Origin of the sequence: Leifsonia stereocauli (assembly GCF_038432415.1) — a bacterium.
Classification (GTDB): domain Bacteria; phylum Actinomycetota; class Actinomycetes; order Actinomycetales; family Microbacteriaceae; genus Orlajensenia; species Orlajensenia stereocauli.
The window spans coordinates 305,420-321,350 of record NZ_JBCAUN010000001.1; the positions used below are offsets into that span (position 1 = coordinate 305,420).

16 protein-coding genes are annotated in these 15,931 nt (G+C 69.4%); 9 read left to right on the forward strand and 7 right to left on the reverse strand.

The features are described 5' to 3' along the window. Window positions 1–86: 86 nt before the first annotated feature. Window positions 87–416 (forward strand): hypothetical protein, encoded by a 330-nt coding sequence (locus AADV74_RS01580; RefSeq protein ID WP_342111158.1) that lies wholly within the window; start codon window positions 87–89, stop codon window positions 414–416. Between the two features lie 16 nt (window positions 417–432). On the opposite strand, the gene AADV74_RS01585 is transcribed toward AADV74_RS01580, so the two are convergent. The 3 genes from AADV74_RS01585 to AADV74_RS01595 form a co-directional block, all read right to left on the reverse strand. Beyond that, window positions 433–846, reverse strand: a complete 414-nt coding sequence (locus AADV74_RS01585) for a four-helix bundle copper-binding protein (RefSeq protein WP_342111160.1) — start codon at window positions 844–846, stop codon at window positions 433–435. Between the two features lie 166 nt (window positions 847–1,012). Beyond that, the gene (locus AADV74_RS01590) at window positions 1,013–1,282 is read right to left on the reverse strand and encodes an acylphosphatase (protein ID WP_342111161.1); all 270 of its coding nucleotides are present in this window, start codon (window positions 1,280–1,282) and stop codon (window positions 1,013–1,015) included. Continuing rightward, on the reverse strand, window positions 1,279–1,827 hold the full coding sequence (locus AADV74_RS01595) for a dihydrofolate reductase family protein (protein ID WP_342111162.1): 549 nt from the start codon (window positions 1,825–1,827) through the stop codon (window positions 1,279–1,281). The genes AADV74_RS01590 and AADV74_RS01595 overlap by 4 nt, the downstream gene beginning before the upstream one ends. A 127-nt stretch (window positions 1,828–1,954) precedes the next feature. On the opposite strand from AADV74_RS01595, the gene AADV74_RS01600 reads away from it, so the two are divergent. The 4 genes from AADV74_RS01600 (at window position 1,955) to AADV74_RS01615 (ending at window position 5,487) form a co-directional block, all read left to right on the forward strand. Beyond that, complete coding sequence (locus AADV74_RS01600; RefSeq protein WP_342111164.1) at window positions 1,955–2,443, forward strand: rhodanese-like domain-containing protein; 489 nt, start codon at window positions 1,955–1,957, stop codon at window positions 2,441–2,443. A gap of 73 nt (window positions 2,444–2,516) precedes the next feature. Continuing rightward, entirely contained in the window at window positions 2,517–3,644 is a 1,128-nt protein-coding gene (locus AADV74_RS01605; protein ID WP_342111165.1) for a type III polyketide synthase, read from the forward strand. Window positions 3,645–3,647: 3 nt separating this feature from the next. Then, entirely contained in the window at window positions 3,648–4,376 is a 729-nt protein-coding gene (locus AADV74_RS01610) for a class I SAM-dependent methyltransferase (RefSeq protein ID WP_342111167.1), read from the forward strand. Beyond that, window positions 4,369–5,487 carry an FAD-dependent oxidoreductase gene (locus AADV74_RS01615; RefSeq protein WP_342111168.1) on the forward strand — a complete coding sequence of 373 codons (1,119 nt, stop codon included), beginning with the start codon at window positions 4,369–4,371 and terminating at the stop codon, window positions 5,485–5,487. The genes AADV74_RS01610 and AADV74_RS01615 overlap by 8 nt, the downstream gene beginning before the upstream one ends. A 74-nt stretch (window positions 5,488–5,561) precedes the next feature. Here AADV74_RS01615 and AADV74_RS01620 read toward each other — a convergent pair whose 3' ends face one another. Beyond that, window positions 5,562–6,467, reverse strand: coding sequence for a sulfurtransferase (locus AADV74_RS01620; protein ID WP_342111170.1), 906 nt, complete (start codon window positions 6,465–6,467; stop codon window positions 5,562–5,564). Window positions 6,468–6,547: 80 nt separating this feature from the next. Here AADV74_RS01620 and AADV74_RS01625 point away from each other — a divergent pair, with 80 nt between their 5' ends. Continuing rightward, window positions 6,548–6,853, forward strand: a complete 306-nt coding sequence (locus AADV74_RS01625; RefSeq protein ID WP_342111172.1) for a hypothetical protein — start codon at window positions 6,548–6,550, stop codon at window positions 6,851–6,853. On the opposite strand, the gene AADV74_RS01630 is transcribed toward AADV74_RS01625, so the two are convergent. Both AADV74_RS01630 and AADV74_RS01635 read right to left on the reverse strand, forming a co-directional pair. Beyond that, a complete protein-coding gene (locus AADV74_RS01630; protein WP_342111174.1) occupies window positions 6,845–7,720 on the reverse strand; it encodes an aminoglycoside phosphotransferase family protein in 876 nt (291 codons plus the stop codon). The genes AADV74_RS01625 and AADV74_RS01630 overlap by 9 nt on opposite strands. Before the next feature lie 36 nt (window positions 7,721–7,756). Beyond that, entirely contained in the window at window positions 7,757–9,130 is a 1,374-nt protein-coding gene (locus tag AADV74_RS01635; protein ID WP_342111175.1) for an L-serine ammonia-lyase, read from the reverse strand. 116 nt (window positions 9,131–9,246) lie between these two features. Between AADV74_RS01635 and AADV74_RS01640 the strand changes: the two genes are divergently transcribed. The 3 genes from AADV74_RS01640 (at window position 9,247) to AADV74_RS01650 (ending at window position 12,643) form a co-directional block, all read left to right on the forward strand. After that, window positions 9,247–10,257, forward strand: coding sequence for an ATP-binding cassette domain-containing protein (locus AADV74_RS01640; RefSeq protein WP_342111177.1), 1,011 nt, complete (start codon window positions 9,247–9,249; stop codon window positions 10,255–10,257). Next, window positions 10,254–11,096, forward strand: coding sequence for an ABC transporter permease (locus AADV74_RS01645; protein WP_342111179.1), 843 nt, complete (start codon window positions 10,254–10,256; stop codon window positions 11,094–11,096). The genes AADV74_RS01640 and AADV74_RS01645 overlap by 4 nt, the downstream gene beginning before the upstream one ends. A 104-nt stretch (window positions 11,097–11,200) precedes the next feature. Next, on the forward strand, window positions 11,201–12,643 hold the full coding sequence (locus AADV74_RS01650; protein ID WP_342111180.1) for a basic amino acid/polyamine antiporter: 1,443 nt from the start codon (window positions 11,201–11,203) through the stop codon (window positions 12,641–12,643). 14 nt (window positions 12,644–12,657) lie between these two features. On the opposite strand, the gene AADV74_RS01655 is transcribed toward AADV74_RS01650, so the two are convergent. Continuing rightward, a complete protein-coding gene (locus AADV74_RS01655) occupies window positions 12,658–15,882 on the reverse strand; it encodes an AfsR/SARP family transcriptional regulator (protein WP_342111183.1) in 3,225 nt (1,074 codons plus the stop codon). Window positions 15,883–15,931 lie beyond the last annotated feature (49 nt).

The following is a 15,931-nucleotide window of genomic DNA, read 5'->3' on the forward strand; positions in this document are numbered from 1 at the left end:
CGTGACTCCGCCGCGACCCGTGCTTACCCTCGAAGGACCAGCCCACCGAGACGGCGGGGGCGACAGCAGGGGAACGGAGGAACGTGATGTCGAATCTCAAGCCTGGAGTGCAGCAGATCATGACGTGCGTCTCCGAGACCTGCGGAGCCCACGCCCAGGGCCACGCGATCAGCCCCATCCGGGAGCGTGCAGCGACTGCGACTCCGAGCAAGTGGCGTGACGCCTTCGTGGCGCACGTCGACGCCGACGGCTGGATCGCCGTCGACCTGTTCGACACCGACGAGCGCGTGTGGACGTGGCACCACGGCGACCTCACCGCCTCGGTGAGCATCGGGCAACCCGTCGCACTGCACGCCGTCTACGACGTGCTGTCCGTCGGCGACGCCCGACTCAGCGTCCTGGTGACCGCCGCCTGAGAGCGTCGGCCCCCGCCTAGCTGTCGGCCATCATCATCTGCATCGAGTCCATCATCTTCTCGCACGCCATCGCGGCCTGACGGCAGGCCTCCGCGCACACGCGGCAGTCCTCGTGCATGTCGGCGTGTTTCATGCACTCGTCGGCGCACATGCGGCACTGCACCATGGTGGCGTCGAGCATCCGCATCATCGAATCCATCATCATGCCGCTCGGACGCAGCATCATCCTCATCATCGTGTTGCACATGTCGGCGGTGTTCATGCACATCTCCATGTGCATCGCCGTGCCCTCGCCCATCATGCAACTGGCGCACATGGTGCAGGCCTGTTCGCAGGCGGAACAGGCCTCGATACACTCGGCCATCAGCTTCATGTCCATCCCGGGCATCGAAGACTCGGCGACGTGCATCTCCATCATCTGCATGGTCATGTCCATCATCAGCGCTCACCCCAGACTGTGGTCACCGAGCGCCGACGGGTGTTGACGCTTTCAGGCGGCATTCCACGTTCTCCTTCGCATCCTACGATCGCCCGCCGCTCCTGTCAGCGGGTGGCGGGGCAAGTTCACCCGGCTGGAACACTGACGCCTCCGGATCTCAGTGCTCGATGCGAAAGCCCTCGGATGGTGTCGCGTCGGCGTGCGTGACGTCGACGGCGGTGACGGATGCCTCGGGCGGGCCGACGCGCAACCAGGCGAGCATCGCATCCACGGCGGCATCCGCACCTTCGACGACGGCCTCGACCGTGCCGTCGTCGCGGTTGCGGATCCAGCCGCTGACGCCGAGCCTGGCGGCTTCCTCGCGGGCGAACCAGCGGAAGCCGACGCCTTGCACGCCGCCGTGCACCACGACGTGCTTCGCCGTCACGAGTGGACGACGCTGTAGGTGGTGACGAGGGCTCCGCTGGCGAGCCTCTGCACGTCGAGGAGATCGAGCGCCTGCTCGCGGGCGAACAGGGGGATGCCGGCGCCGATGGCGACGGGCTGCACGATGAGGCGCACCTCGTCGATGAGGCCGGCCGCGAGCAGCGACTGCGCCATACGGGCGCCACCGGCGACGAAGATGTCGCGGCCGGGTTCTGCCCTGAGGCCGGCGATCTCCTCTGCGGGCGGTCGGGTCGCCAGCCGCGTGCCCTCCCACTCCACGCTCTCCAGCGTCGTCGAGAACACGAGCTTGCTGAACCCGTTGAGCACCGGCGCGAGCGGCTCATCGGCTGTCGGCCAGTGAGCCGCCTGGTCGAGGTAGTTGACCCGGCCCATGATCATCGTGTCGAAGCCCTCCAGGAACTCGGCCTGGGCGTCGAGCAGTTCATCATCCATGCGGCTCACCAGCCACGACAGGTCGTCGTCGATTCCGGCGACGAATCCGTCGAGCGACACCTGCATTCCGAGCACGATCCTGCGAGCAGTCATCCTGCATGGGTACCGCGACGGCGGAGGAGCTGTCAAGGATGGGAGCGGTGGAAGACTGGCGCGAAATCGTGGATCGTCGGCAGTCGAGCGGAGGCGCTGCGAGAGCGGCATCCGTCACCCTTGACTCATGACAGACACCCTGGCCGAGCCTGGCCTGCAGACCTCGTCCACCGCCATCGCCGTCGCGCACTTCCGCGCCAAGCTGGCCCTGGAGACCGACGCGAGCGACGTCCACGCCGACCTGCAGGATGGCGTTGACTTCGTGTTGATCGACACCCGCAGCCAGCTCGCCTGGGACCAGGGACACGCGGCCGGCGCCGTGCACATGCCGACTGCACGCATCACCGACGAGGTTCCGGGGCGCTACCCGGCCGGCACACGCTTCGTCGTCTACTGCTGGAGCCCGGGCTGCAACGGCGGCGACAAGGCGGCGCTCGCCCTGGCCCTCCTCGGCTACGACGCGAAGCTCATGATCGGCGGCTTCGAGTACTGGGCGCGCGAGGGCTACCCCGTCGAGACGTCCAGCGGCACCGTCCGCCGCGACGTCGACGAGCTCGTCGGCCCGCGATCGACCGGGCTCACGACCTCCGTCGCCGGGATCTCCTGCGACTGCTGAGCCGCTCATAGGCTTCCTGCGAGTCGACCGCAAGGCCTCGACGCGCCGCCTCGTGCCGTGCCTAGACTGACCCATGACAGTCACCCTGCGCGGACTCAGCACCGCCGTTCCCCAGACAGTGCTCATCCAGGAGCAGGTGCGAGACGTCTTCGCGGCCCAGCCCGGACTCTCCAGGCTGGCCCAGCGCATCGTGCCGACCTCGTTCAACGTCTCGGGGATCGAGACCAGGCACACTGTCATCGAGGAACTCACCTTCGACGAGTTCGACGGCGAGCGCGAGTTCTTCGATCCCGCCAGCGGTGAGCTGCTGTTGCCGGGCACCAAGGCACGCAACGAGGTCTACATCCGCGAGGCGACGAAGCTCTACGTCGAGGCGGGGCGGCTCGCGCTCGATGCGCTCGACGACGTGACGGCATCCGATGTCACGCACGTCATCACCGTGAGCTGCACGGGCTTCTATGCGCCAGGACCCGACTACATGCTCGTGCGCGAGCTCGGTCTCGGCCTCGCGGTGCAGCGCTTCCACCTCGGCTTCATGGGCTGCTACGCCACCATGCCCGCGCTGCGTCTGGCCAAGCAGCTCGTGGATGCGGACGCCGACGCCGTGGTCCTGGTCGTCACGGCGGAGCTCTGCACGCTGCACCTGCGCTCCTCGAACGATCCCGACACGATCGTGGCGTCGTCGCTGTTCGCAGATGGAGCCGGGGCCGGCATCGTCAGCAGCCGGATGCCGGCGGCCGGCGAGATCGCCCTAGGACTCGACCGCTTCGAGACCGTCATCACCCCCGTCGGCGAAGCAGACATGGCGTGGAAGATCGGCGACAACGGCTTCGAGATGATCCTCTCGACGTATGTGCCGCACATCATCGACGAACACATCGAGAGCGCCATCGCGCCCCTGCTGGCGCCGGAGCCCGACCTCGTCGCCGATCCCGCCACCGCAGTTGCGCACTGGGCCATCCACCCGGGCGGACGCAGCATCCTCGACAAGGTGGAGGCCAAGCTGGCCCTGAGCGAGGCGCAGCTGGTTCCGGCGCGCGAGACCCTGCGCGACTTCGGCAACATGTCGAGCGCGACGATCGCCTTCGTGCTGCGCAACATCCTCGACAACGGTGCCGTTCACGGCGATCGCGTGCTCGGGATGGCCTTCGGCCCCGGCCTCACAGTGGAGACCGGCCTGTTCACCGTGCTCGAGGGCTAGCCGGTGTCGCTCGACCTGCGGATGCGGGAGACCGAGCTCACCGAGCTCATGGACGCACCGGACTGCGATCCGCGCCTGCTCCAGAGCACGTACGAGCAGTTCGCGGCGGTCAACGCCGTCTTCTCGGGCTGGCGTGGCATCTACCGGCGCAGCATCCGTCCGCTGCTGTCGACGACGCTCGTCACGAGCGTGCTCGACATCGGCTCGGGTGGAGGCGACCTCACCCGGGCGATCGCTCACTGGGCTGCTCGCGACGGTCTGCGGGTGCGGGTGACTGGCATCGATCCCGATGCCAGAGCCGACGCGTTCGCCAACGCCCTGCCGCCGATCCGCGGTGTGGCCTTCCGACGGGCATTCAGCTCGGACCTGGTGGCGGCGGGCGAGAGCTTCGACCTGGTGGTGTCGAATCACATGCTGCACCACCTCACCGGTGAGCAGCTCGGCGGACTGCTGCTCGACAGTGAACGGCTCGCTCCGCGGTCGCTGCACGCCGACATCACCCGGTCGTTCGTGGCATATGCCGGATTCGGCATGCTCACCGCCCCCTTCTTTCGCGACTCCTACATCCGTCCGGACGGTCTGACATCCGTGCGGCGATCCTTCACCCCGCGCGAGCTCGACGCCGTGGTTCCACCCGGATGGCGGGCGGTGCCGCGCAGCCCGTTCGGCTACGTGCTCGAGCACGGAACGGATGCGTCCGCGACAGGTGTGACGGGCGCACCGGATGCCTGACGTCGTCGTGGTCGGCGGCGGGCCGGTCGGACTGCTGCTGGCCATCCTGCTGGCGCAGCGCCACATCGACGTCGTCGTGCTCGAGGCGCGCCCCGAGGGCTCGGCGCACTCGAGGGCCATCGGCATCCACCCTCCGGCGGTGCGCGTGCTCGAGGCCGCCGGCATCGCCACGGAGGCGATCAGGCGCGGCGTTCCGATCACGCACGGCGAGGTGCTCTGCGACGGCCGGGTGCTCGGAAGCCTCGACTTCGCCGAGGCCGGTGCCGACTACCCGTTCGTGCTCTCGCTGCCGCAACGCGAGACCGAGGCGCTGCTGCGCGACAGGCTGGAGGAGCTGGCGCCGGATGCTCTCACGCGGGGGGCGCTGGTGACGGGAGTGCGGCAGTACGGCGCCGGCGCCGAGGTCTCGCTCGAGGACGGGAGCAGCGTCAGCGCCTCGTTCGTGATCGGAGCCGACGGTACGCGCAGCGCCGTGCGGGCTGCATCCGGGATCGGCTGGAGCGCTCGCGGAGACCGCGTGGACTATGTCATGGCCGACTTCCCCGACGACACGGGGCACCCTGACCGCGCGCTGCTCTTCTTCGAGCGTGGGGGTGTCGTGGAGTCGTTCCCGCTGCCGCAGGGGGAGCGGCGATGGGTGGCGATGACGGACCGCGAGTGGACAGGAGCCACGAGTGTCGAACTCGCCGAGCTGATCTCCGACCGCACGGGCAGGCGATCGGAGCCCGGCACCGGTGCCGTCAGCGCGTTCTCCGTGCGCCAGCACCTGGCGTCGCGCCTGGTCTCGGGTCGAGTGGCGCTGGTCGGGGATGCGGCGCACGAGATCAGCCCGATCGGCGGGCAGGGGATGAACCTGGGCTGGCTCGACGCACGGATGCTGGCACCGGCTCTTGCAGCTGCCCTGGGTGGAGACCACTCTGGGCTCGGCCTCTACGACCGGGCACGGCGTCGGTCGGCCGCGATCGCATCGCGTCAGGCGGCGTTCAACATGGGAATGGGCAAGCCCGTGGCAGGCGTGCGACTGGGCGCTCGGAATGCTCTGGTGCGATCGCTCGCGGTGCCGCCGACGCGCGCGCTGGTGGCGCGGGCGTTCACGATGCGCTGGTTGTGACGCCCGCCCGCTCGCTGACGGCCGGACGGAGTCCGCGCCCGAAGCGCGCTTCGGGCGGTCGCTGCGCTCGGCCCTCAGTGAGCTGGTGTGGCGGGCGCGGTCGCGCTGGTCGTGGCCAGCGGGGCATCGGCATCAGCCGCCCACTCGCCGAGCGACCCGTCATAGACGGCGACATCGGTGCGTCCCTCGAGGGTGAGCGCCAGCGCGCCGAGGGTGGCCGCGATGCCGGCGCCGCAGTACAGGATGATGGGCTCCTTCGAGCCCGTTGCCGGTGCCAGGCGCTCGGCGAGCGCGTCTCCGCGCAATAGCGTGCGGTCATCGCGCTGCACGAGGCGGCCAGAGGGCACGTTGACGCTGCCCGGAATGTGCCCGAGCCGCGATCGGGAGCCGGTCTCGCCCGCGAAGTCGCTGGGCGGAAGGGAGCAGACGAGGGTGGCGTCGCGGTCGCCGGCGATGACGGCCTCGACGTCGGTCTTGTCGGCCCAGAACCCCGGGAGCGCCGTCGCCTCGAGGGCGGCATCCGGAGTCACGGCAACCGCGGGGACGTGCCCGAACTCCAGCGGTCGCTCGCCGCCGCGCCAGGCGGTCAGGCCGCCGTCGAGCACCGAGATGCTCTCGAAGCCGAAGGAGCGGAACAGCCACCACAGGCGGGAGGCCCACTGGCCGATCGAGCTGTCGTACACGACGACGGTGGAATCCGTGCCGATGCCGAGCGCGGCCGTGGCCGCGTCGAACTGCTCGGCGCTCGGGCGGGTGAAGGCGAAGCCACCGGCGGGGTCGGAGAACGCCTCGAGCACCTCGGCGAACAGGGCTCCCGGGATGTGACCCTCGACGAGGTACTGGTCATAGCCGCTCAGCCATGCACGACCTCCGACGGGCGAGGCCACGTCGAGCACCGTCGCGTCGAGCACGACGAGTCCCTCGGCGCCGAGGTGGTCGGCGAGCCACTGGGCAGAGGTGAGGTGTGAGTGTGCTGACATATCGCAACGCTAACCCCGGTACCGCGCGCCCCACGATCGGAGGCGCAATGCTGCGTCACACGTGCCGCTACGCTGGGCGCATGACCGAGCCGCAGGAGCAGTCGACCACGCCACCGGGTTGGTTCCGGCTCTGGTCCGCGGTCGGCATCGCCGGAGGCATCGTCGCCGTCATCGGCATGATCGCCCTGCTGATGCCGACGCAGCAGGCGACATTCGGCTGGGCTGCCTACCAATCCCTGGCCGAGACAGTGTTCGTGCCGTCGCTGTCGCTGATCTCGCCGACGACCATCTGGGGCGCCATCGCCCTCACCATCGGGCTCCTCGTCGTCGCCTTCAGCGCCGGCTTCCTCGTCGGGCGACGCACCGGGAGCGCCGGCTCAGAGTGATGCGGCCACCTCGCGCAGCATGTGCAGCGACGTGTTGGCCATCTGCGGGAACGTGTCGCGGTAGTACGCGAGCGCGATGGACGCCTGCGCCACGGCCCAGCCGCGGCCTCGACGCCAGGTCTCGTCATCGACGCCGAGGAGCGCGCGCAGCCGGGCTCGGGCCCGAGGCTGCAGGATGCTCCACGCCGCCAGCAGATCGCAGGCCGGGTCGCCCACCCCGGCGCAGGCGATGTCGAGCACGCCGCTGAGCCTGTCATCCTCGACGAGGAGGTTGCCGCTGAGGAGGTCGCCGTGGGTCCAGACCGGCTCACCGGTCCACGGCGCCGCGGCGAGGGAGTCGTCCCAGAGTCGGCGCAGGCTGGGAGCATCGACGAGGTCGGCGATGGCGTCGATGCTGGCGCGCACGGAGGGGGCGAGGCCGTGGAACGTGCCGCTTCGATAGCCGGGAGGCGCGTCGGCGGTGTCGATGCGGCGCAGGCCCGCGAGGAATGCGACGATGTCGTCGGCGAGAGCCTCGTCGGCGTCCGTCCCGGCGGCCCCGGGGACTGGGGGAGTTCCGGGCAGCCAGTCGAGCACCAGCCATGGGCACGGGTACTCCGCTGATGGCGACCCCGTTGCCAGCACGCGAGGGATCCGCACGGGCAGCGCCGGCCCGAGGACCGGCAGCCAGCGCTGCTCGAACAGGATGTCGCCCGCCGCGCGTTCCACGAACGGCAGGCGCACCACCATCTCGTCGCCGAGCCTGAACATGGCGTTGACGGTTCCGGTGGCGAGCGGCGACACCGGCAGCGTCGCCCACGCCGGGAACTGCTCGGAGAGGAGGCGGCGCACGAGGCCGGCGTCGACCGGGAGTTCGTCGGAGTGCATCCGTCGACTCGCCACACCGGGCTCAGTATCGATGCGTCAGCACTCGATGACGTTGACTGCGAGACCGCCGCGGCTCGTCTCCTTGTACTTGGTCTTCATGTCGAGACCGGTCTGGCGCATGGTCTCGATCACGGTGTCGAGAGACACGATGTGACTGCCGTCGCCGTGCAAGGCGAGGCGGGCTGCCGAGACGGCCGTCGACGATGCGATGGCGTTGCGCTCGATGCACGGCACCTGCACGAGACCGCCGACGGGGTCGCAGGTGAGGCCGAGGTGGTGCTCGATGGCGATCTCGGCCGCGTTCTCGATCTGCTGAGGGGTTCCGCCGAGCACGGCGCAGAGAGCTCCGGATGCCATGGCGCAGGCCGAGCCGACCTCGGCCTGGCAGCCGCCCTCCGCGCCGGAGATCGAGGCGTTCGCCTTGACGAGCGAGCCGATCACCGCCGCCGTCAGCAGGAAGTCGCGGATGCCCTCCTGCGAGGCATCCGGAGTGAACCGCAGGTAGTAGTGGGCGACTGCGGGGATGATGCCCGCAGCGCCGTTGGTCGGAGCTGTCACGACCCGTCCGCCCGAGGCGTTCTCCTCGTTGACTGCGAGGGCGAAGGCGTGCAGCCACTCCGTCGTGGTGTCCCGGCGAGCCGACTCGCCGCTCTGCTCGTATGCCTCGAGCCGCGCGCGCACGGCCGAGGCTCGGCGCTTGACGCCGAGACCGCCGGGCAGCACGCCGTCGGTCTGCAGGCCGGCGAGCACGCACTGCAGCATCGACGCCCAGATGAGGTCGAGGCCGGCGTCGAGAGCCTTGGCGCCGTGCATGGCCTCCTCGTTGGCGCGGGCGATCTGCGCGATGCTCAGGCCCGTCTGGTCGCAGAGAGCCAGCAGCATCGCCGAGGAGGAGAACGGATACGGCTGGGGGATGGATCCGGCGAGCACGGGCGCAGCCTGCTCGCCCTCGCGGCGGATGAACCCGCCGCCGACGGAGTAGTAGGTCTCCTCGGCGACGGGGAGGGCAGCATCCGTTCCCCATGCCTGCAGGGTCATCGCGTTCGGATGCGCGGGCAGTCGAGTGAACGGAGCGAAGGAGATGTCGTCGCGGGCGAACGCGATCTCGTGGATGCCGTTGACCACGATGTGGGAGTCTCGCCAGCTGCCGTGCACGGAGTCTGGGTCACAGGTCTCGGGGCGGAGGCCGGCGAGGCCGGCGACGATGGCGTCCGGCGTGCCGTGGCCGATTCCGGTTGCGCCGAGCGATCCGTACAGCGTGCAGGTGATGCGGGTGACCCGGTCGAGTGCGCCGGAACCGGCGAGGGAGTCGGCGAAGTGCAGTGCGGCCCGCATCGGGCCCACGGTGTGGGAACTTGAAGGGCCGATCCCGATCGAGAAGAGGTCGAGGGCCGAGACGTACGCTGTCACCTCTCCAACCTACGCCGTACAGCGGATGCTGCCGGCCCGGTGCGCGAGTGAGCAGCTGTCAGCGGGTGTAAGCCGAGCGTGAGCGCCGTGTAAGCGGCCGGCCGCACCATCGAGTCATGACATACACATCACTCACCAGCGAATGGGCCGTCGAGGCCGATGGGCTGGTCAAGACCTTCGGCTCGAACCGCGCCGTCGACGGAGTGGACCTCCGCGTCAAGACGGGCACCGTCTACGGCGTGCTCGGGCCCAATGGCGCCGGCAAGACCACCACGATCAGCATGCTCGCCACGCTGCTCCGTCCCGACGGCGGCAACGCGCGCATCTTCGGCCACGACGTCGTTCGCGAGTCCCAGGTCGTGCGCCAGCTCATCGGCGTCACCGGGCAGTACGCCTCCGTCGACGAGACCCTCTCGGCCACGGAGAACCTGTACCTCTTCTCCCGCCTGCACGGCCTCAGCGGTGCGGACTCGCGACGCAAGTCCGTCGAGCTGCTCGAGGAGTTCGGATTGACGGATGCCGCCAAGCGTCCGCTCAAGAACTTCTCCGGGGGCATGCGCCGCCGCCTCGACCTGGCCGCCAGCCTCATCTCGCAGCCGCCTCTCATCTTCCTCGACGAGCCGACGACCGGCCTCGACCCGCGCACCCGCATCCAGATGTGGGAGACCATCCGTCGGCTGGTGTCGTCGGGCTCGACGGTGCTGCTCACCACGCAGTACCTCGACGAGGCCGACCAGCTCGCCGACCGCATCGCGGTCATCGACCGCGGCCGCGTCGTGGCCGAGGGCACAGCCAACGAGCTGAAAGGTTCCGTGGGGGAATCCAGCCTCGAGCTGCGGCTCACCAACCCGGCAGACCTCGACGACGTGCGCGTCGCGATCGAGCGCGTGCTCGGAGTCGCGGCATCCGTCTCGCCTGAGGCAGGCCGCATCACCGCGCCCATGAACAACCCCGATCTCGTCACCGAGCTGCTCGTGACGCTCCGCGACGAGGGCATCCACCTCGCCGAGATGAGCGTGCAGAAGCCGACGCTCGACGAGGTCTTCCTCACCCTCACCGGGCACGGCGTCGAATCGGACGACGCCGCGACCGACGCATCCGCCGAGCTCGAAGGGAGCCGCGCATGACCACCACGCTTTCCCCGAAGGCGACCACAGCGTCGCCGATCACTCCGGGGGTGCAGCGCACCCTCAAGAACCGCGTCTCGATCCCCGAGACCATCTCGCACACCTTCACGATGGCCTACCGCGGCCTGCTGAAGATCAAGCGCACGCCGGAGCAGCTGTTCGACGTGACGCTGCAGCCGATCATCTTCACCGTGATGTTCGTCTACATCTTCGGGGGAGCCATCTCGGGCGACATCCCGAGTTATCTGCCCATCATCATCCCCGGCATCCTCGTGCAGACGGTGATCACGGGGTCCATCGTCACCGGCGTGCAGTTGCGCGAGGACATGGACAAGGGCGTGTTCGACAGGTTCCGTTCGCTGCCGATCGCGCGCATAGCCCCCCTCTCCGGCGCACTTCTGGCCGACACCCTCCGCTACGCGATCGCCACCACGATCACCCTCGGCATGGGCTTCCTCATGGGCTTCCGTCCTGAGGGCGGATTCGGCGGAGTTCTCGTCGCCGCCCTCCTCGTGATCGCCTGCTCCTGGGGCCTCAGCTGGATCTTCGCCTTCTTCGGCGTGATCGCCCGCACAGCGTCGAGCGTGCAGGGCATCTCGATGCTCGTGCTGTTCCCGCTCACGTTCCTGTCCGGTGCCTTCGCCCCGACTGACACCATGCCGGACTGGCTGCAGACCGTGGTGGCCTACAACCCCGTCACCCACCTGGTGAACGCGGCGCGCGAGCTCATGAACACCGGCGTCTTCGGCGCCGACGCCTGGCTCACCCTCCTGGGTGCCGCCGTCATCGTCGCGATCTTCGCACCGCTCACGGTGAAGGCCTACATGCGGAAGGCGTAGTGCGGGAACGGCGCGCAAGACTGCGGGACCCCGGGAGTGATCCCGGGGTCCTTCTGCCGTGTGCCCGCTATCGGGTTGCTCGTCGCATCCGGCACACTGTGAGCGTGACCACGCGCGAGACGGATGCCGCCGGAAGGCTCACGGTCCCGGCGCTCACGGCCGTGGTCGTCGGCTCGATGGTGGGTGCCGGCGTCTTCACCCTGCCGCAGCGGTTCGCGACCGAGGCAGGAGTGCTCGGTGCCGCCATGGCCTGGGTCATAGCCGGAGCCGGCATGCTCATGCTGGCCTTCGTGTTCCAGAGCCTCGCCGTGCGGAAGCCTGCCCTCGACAGCGGTGTCTACGTCTATGCCCGGGCCGGTTTCGGCGCCTACCCGGGCTTCCTGTCCGCCTTCGGCTACTGGGCGAGCTCCTGTGCCGGCAACGCCTTCTACTGGGTGCTGATCACCTCGACGCTGGAGCCACTCGTCCCCGGCTTCGGCGCCGGAAACACCATCTGGGCCGTCGCGGTCGGCTCGGTCGGCGTGTGGGCTTTCTACCTCCTGATCATGCGCGGGGTGCGGGAGGCGGCTGGCATCAACGCGATCGTCACCGCCGCGAAGATCGTGCCGCTCCTCGTCTTCGTCGTGGTGGTGGTGTTCGCCTTCAACCCCGACGTCTTCGTGGAGAATCTCGGCGGCGGCTTCGACACGGGCGGCGACAGCCTGTTCGTGCAGGTTCAGGGCACCATGCTCGTCACGGTCTTCGTCTTCCTCGGCATCGAGGGGGCGAGCGTCTACTCGCGCTATGCGCGGAAGCGTGAGGATGTCGGCCGCGCGACGCTGCTCGGCTTCCTGTCGGTGCTCGCACTCTTCGCCACGGTGTCGATCATCTCGTACGGCATCCTGCCGCAGGAGGAGCTCGCGGCCCTCCGCCAGCCCTCAGTCGGGAGCGTCCTCGAGGCGGTCGTGGGGCCGTGGGGAGCATGGTTCATCAGCGCCGGGCTCATCATCGCCGTGCTCGGCGCCTACCTCGCCTGGAGCCTGATGGCCGCCGAGGTGCTCTTCGCCGCGGCGAAGGACGGCGACCTGCCCGGCTTCCTGGCGAAGACCACGGATAAGGAGGTGCCGGGGAACGCCCTGCTGCTGTCCTCGCTGTTCATCCAGGTGCTGTTGGCGGTCGTGCTGTTCTCCAGCGGGGCCCTCGACTTCATGCTCGACCTCACGGCAGCGCTCGCCCTGGTGCCGTTCGCGCTGACTGCGGGCTACGCCCTGAAGATCGCGATGACCGGCGACGGATACGCCGGGCTGCCCGCCGTCCTCCGCACGCGTGAACTCGTCGTGGGCGCCATCGCCGTCGTCTACACGCTGTTCCTGGTGTTGGCGGCCGGGCTCGAGCTGTTGCTGGTGTCGTGCATCCTGCTGGCGCCGGGCACTCTGCTCTACGCCGTCGCCCGTCGCGAGAATCGAGAGCGGCTGTTCACGACTCCCGGGTGGATCGTGTTCTCCATCGTCGTGCTCGGAGCCGTGGGCGGCGTCGTCGGATTGAGCACCGGCCTCGTCAGCTTCTAGACGATCGGTCCGCCTCAGGCGACCGGCTCCGAGATCAATTCGTAGGCGCGCGCCGCACGCTCTTCGAGCGAGAGGACGGCTGCGGCATCCTGAGCCTCGTGCACCCTGTCGACACCCAGCATCCGCTGGGCCTCGGCGAGGTACGGCGCGAGCTGCAGTGCCGGCAGGTCCTGGCGGGCGTGCATGGCCTCGGCGAGGGCGAACAGTTCCAGGCCTCGATCGACGACGTCCTGATGCGACATCGCCCAGACCGACCATCCGAGGATCGAAGCCGCCAGCACGGGCTTGTCGATGTAGTCGGGCCTGGCGCGGCGCAGGGCGATGATGCGCGATCGCAGCCTGTGCGCCCACCGAGCGACGTCTCCGGCATCCTGATCGCCGTCGACGACGGCGGAGGCGAGTCGAGCCGACAGGGTCATGTAGTACCAGGGCGACGCCTTCGATGCCGCCGTCGTGAAGGAGGCGACGGCGCGGGCGTAGTGCTCGGCGGCATCCGTCGGTCGTCCCTCGATGCGGGCGAGCTCTGCGAGGCCGAACTCCCCGACCGAGACCATCTCGAGGCCGTCGTCGATGCTGAGCTCGTTCGAGATCATGTCGTCGAACAGGGCGCGCGCCTCGTCGAGGCGACCCAGCGAGAGCAGGCTGCCACCGAGGATCCAGTTGATCTGCTGCAGATCCTGCACCACATCGAGTTGCAGCATTCCGGCTCGCGCCCGATCGACCCAGACCAGCACCTCCTCGGAGTGCGCGGATTGGCTCGCCAGTTGGGCGAGCGACATGGCCGACATCGCGCGGATCCAGGTGTCGCCCGAGGTCTCCGAGAGGTCGTACGCGCGTCGGGCGGCGACTCGCGCCGTCACCGGATCGCCGTCGTTCTCGGCGATCTGTGCCGCGATGATGCAGCCGATGAGCGCAGTGGGCACGTCGGTGGATGCGCTCATCTCGTGCAGCAGATCGGTCGCCCGGGGGAGGCCGGGGAACGCCAACAGGAATCGGGCGGTTGCAGCGAGCCACGGTTCGAGGTCGACCCCGCTGCGCACGAGCCTGCGGAGGCGCGACATCGCCCGGATGCCCTCTCGGTTGCCCAGCACGAAGTTCGTGCCGGTCAGCATGACGTACGAGAAGGCCGCGGCATCGGCGTGAGCGGCGTCCAAAGCGTGATCGCGGGTGGCATCGAGGATCGCGGCGCTGAAGGCGAACACCTCGGAGTGGGCTCCGCGCACGGTCCAGTGGTAGCCGAGCAGGGCGAAGACGCTGAGCACCAGGCTGGCATCACGGAGTTCGATGGCCTCACGCAGCACGGCGACCAGGTTGTCCTGTTCCACCTTCACGGAGCGGAACATGGCGATCTGCTGCGCTCCCATGGCGTGGTGCATCGCCTCGACGCAGAAGGCATCGGCCCACCCGTGGACGGCGCTGCGGGCGGATGCCTCATCGTCGGCATCGACGAGGGCGACCTGACCGAACTCGCGCACGGTCTCGAGCATGCGGAACCGCGGCTGGCCGGTGAGCGTGTTGTCGGTGACGGCCAGCAACGACTGCGTGACCAGTGCGTCCAGGAGCTCGGAGGCATCGTCGCCGGCCACGCGTTGAGCCGCCTCCAGACTGAAGCCGTCGACGAAGAGCGAGAGGCGTCGGAGCGCCCGCTGCTCCGCGGGCCTCAGCAGGGTCCAACTCCATTCGATGACGGCCTGCAGCGTGCGATGCCGTTCCGGAGCCGACCTGTCGCCGCCCGTGAGCAGGGCGAAGCGGTTCTCCAGTCGAGACTCGATCTGCTCGACCGACATCGAACGCACTCGGGCGGCGGCCAGCTCGATGGCCAGCGGCAGCCCGTCGAGGCGGGTGCAGAGACGAGCGACGGCATCCGCTGGCAGGGCGACAGAGGGTCGGGCTGCTCGGGCGCGTTCGACGAACAGGCTCACGGCCGGTCCGGGCTCGCCGTCCGAATCCACGGAGGGGAGCGACTCGAGGGAGAAGACGTGCTCGGCGCCGATCAGCAGCGGACTCCGGCTCGTTGCGAGGACGCGCAGGCGCGGCAGGGAGGCGAGCAGATCGGCCACCCAGACCGCCGCACCCTCGATGACCTGCTCGCAGTTGTCGACGATGAGCAGGGTCGGGCGTTCCGCGAGCTGGGCGATGATGCGCTCGCGCAGGTCGGGGCGGGGTGCGTCGACCAGGCGTGTGCCCGGCGTCACCTCGCGGATGCCGAGGGTCGACGCGAGCGCGAGGGTGACGTCTGCGTCGGTGCGCACGCTGGCGAGTTCCACGAAGGCGACACCAGGGCTCGTCGATCGTGCCGCCAGCTCCTGGGCGAGGCGGGTCTTGCCGAGACCACCGGGACCGAGCACCGTGACCAGTCGGTACTGCTCCAGCAGCCCCTGCACGGCCTCGATGTCGTGATGCCGGCCGAGCAGCTCGTTGGGGGCCGCGCGCAGTCCGATGCGCACGTCGGTGTCGCGCGGGGATGCGGAGGCGGCATCGTCCTGCAGGAGGCTCGTGTTGAGGGCTACGAGCTCGGGCGATGGTGAGGAACCGAACTCGTCGCGCAGCAGCCTGCGGAACGCTGCGAACGCGGCTATGGCCTCCTGGCGTCTGCCTGCCGTGGACAACGCGCGGAGGTAGGTGAGCCGCAGGTTCTCCGCGAACGGATGCCCCTCGATGAGGTGCTCTAGGTCTGAGATCGCCTGCTCCGGCCGGCCGCCGTCGACCAGGCAGCGTGCGCGGATCTCGAGCAGGCCGTTGCGCGCGGCTGCTGCGCCGTCCATGAGCTGGGTGCGCACGGGGGAGTATGGGAGGTCGGCTCCGGGTTCGCCGCGCCAGAGGGCGAGAGCGCGGTCGAGCTCTGCGATGGCCGTGAGCGGGTCGTCGGCCGCGCGGGTGGTCGCCTCGCGTCCGAGGAGTCTCGCCTGGCCGGCATCGGTCTGTTGGTCGTGAACTGCCAGGGCGTAGCCGCGGGCCGTCGATACGACGAGGCCCTCAGCCGCCACGGCGCGCAGTCGCGAGACGAGGGTCTGCAGCGCCGCCCTCGCATTGCGCGGCGGCTCGTCGCCCCAGAGTTCGTCGGTGATCGTCTCGACGCTCACCGCGCTGCCGGCTGGGCGCCCGGGATCACCCACGAGGACGGCCACGAGGGCCTTCGCCAGGGCTCCGGGAGGCTCGGTCATACTGCCGTCGCGACCCTCGATGAGCACGGGTCCGAGAACCGCGACCCGCGGGGTGTCGACGAGGGCTTTCAGCACTCTGCCGAGCTTAGTTGCCGACCCCTCGACCCGACCCCAGTCGGGCCCG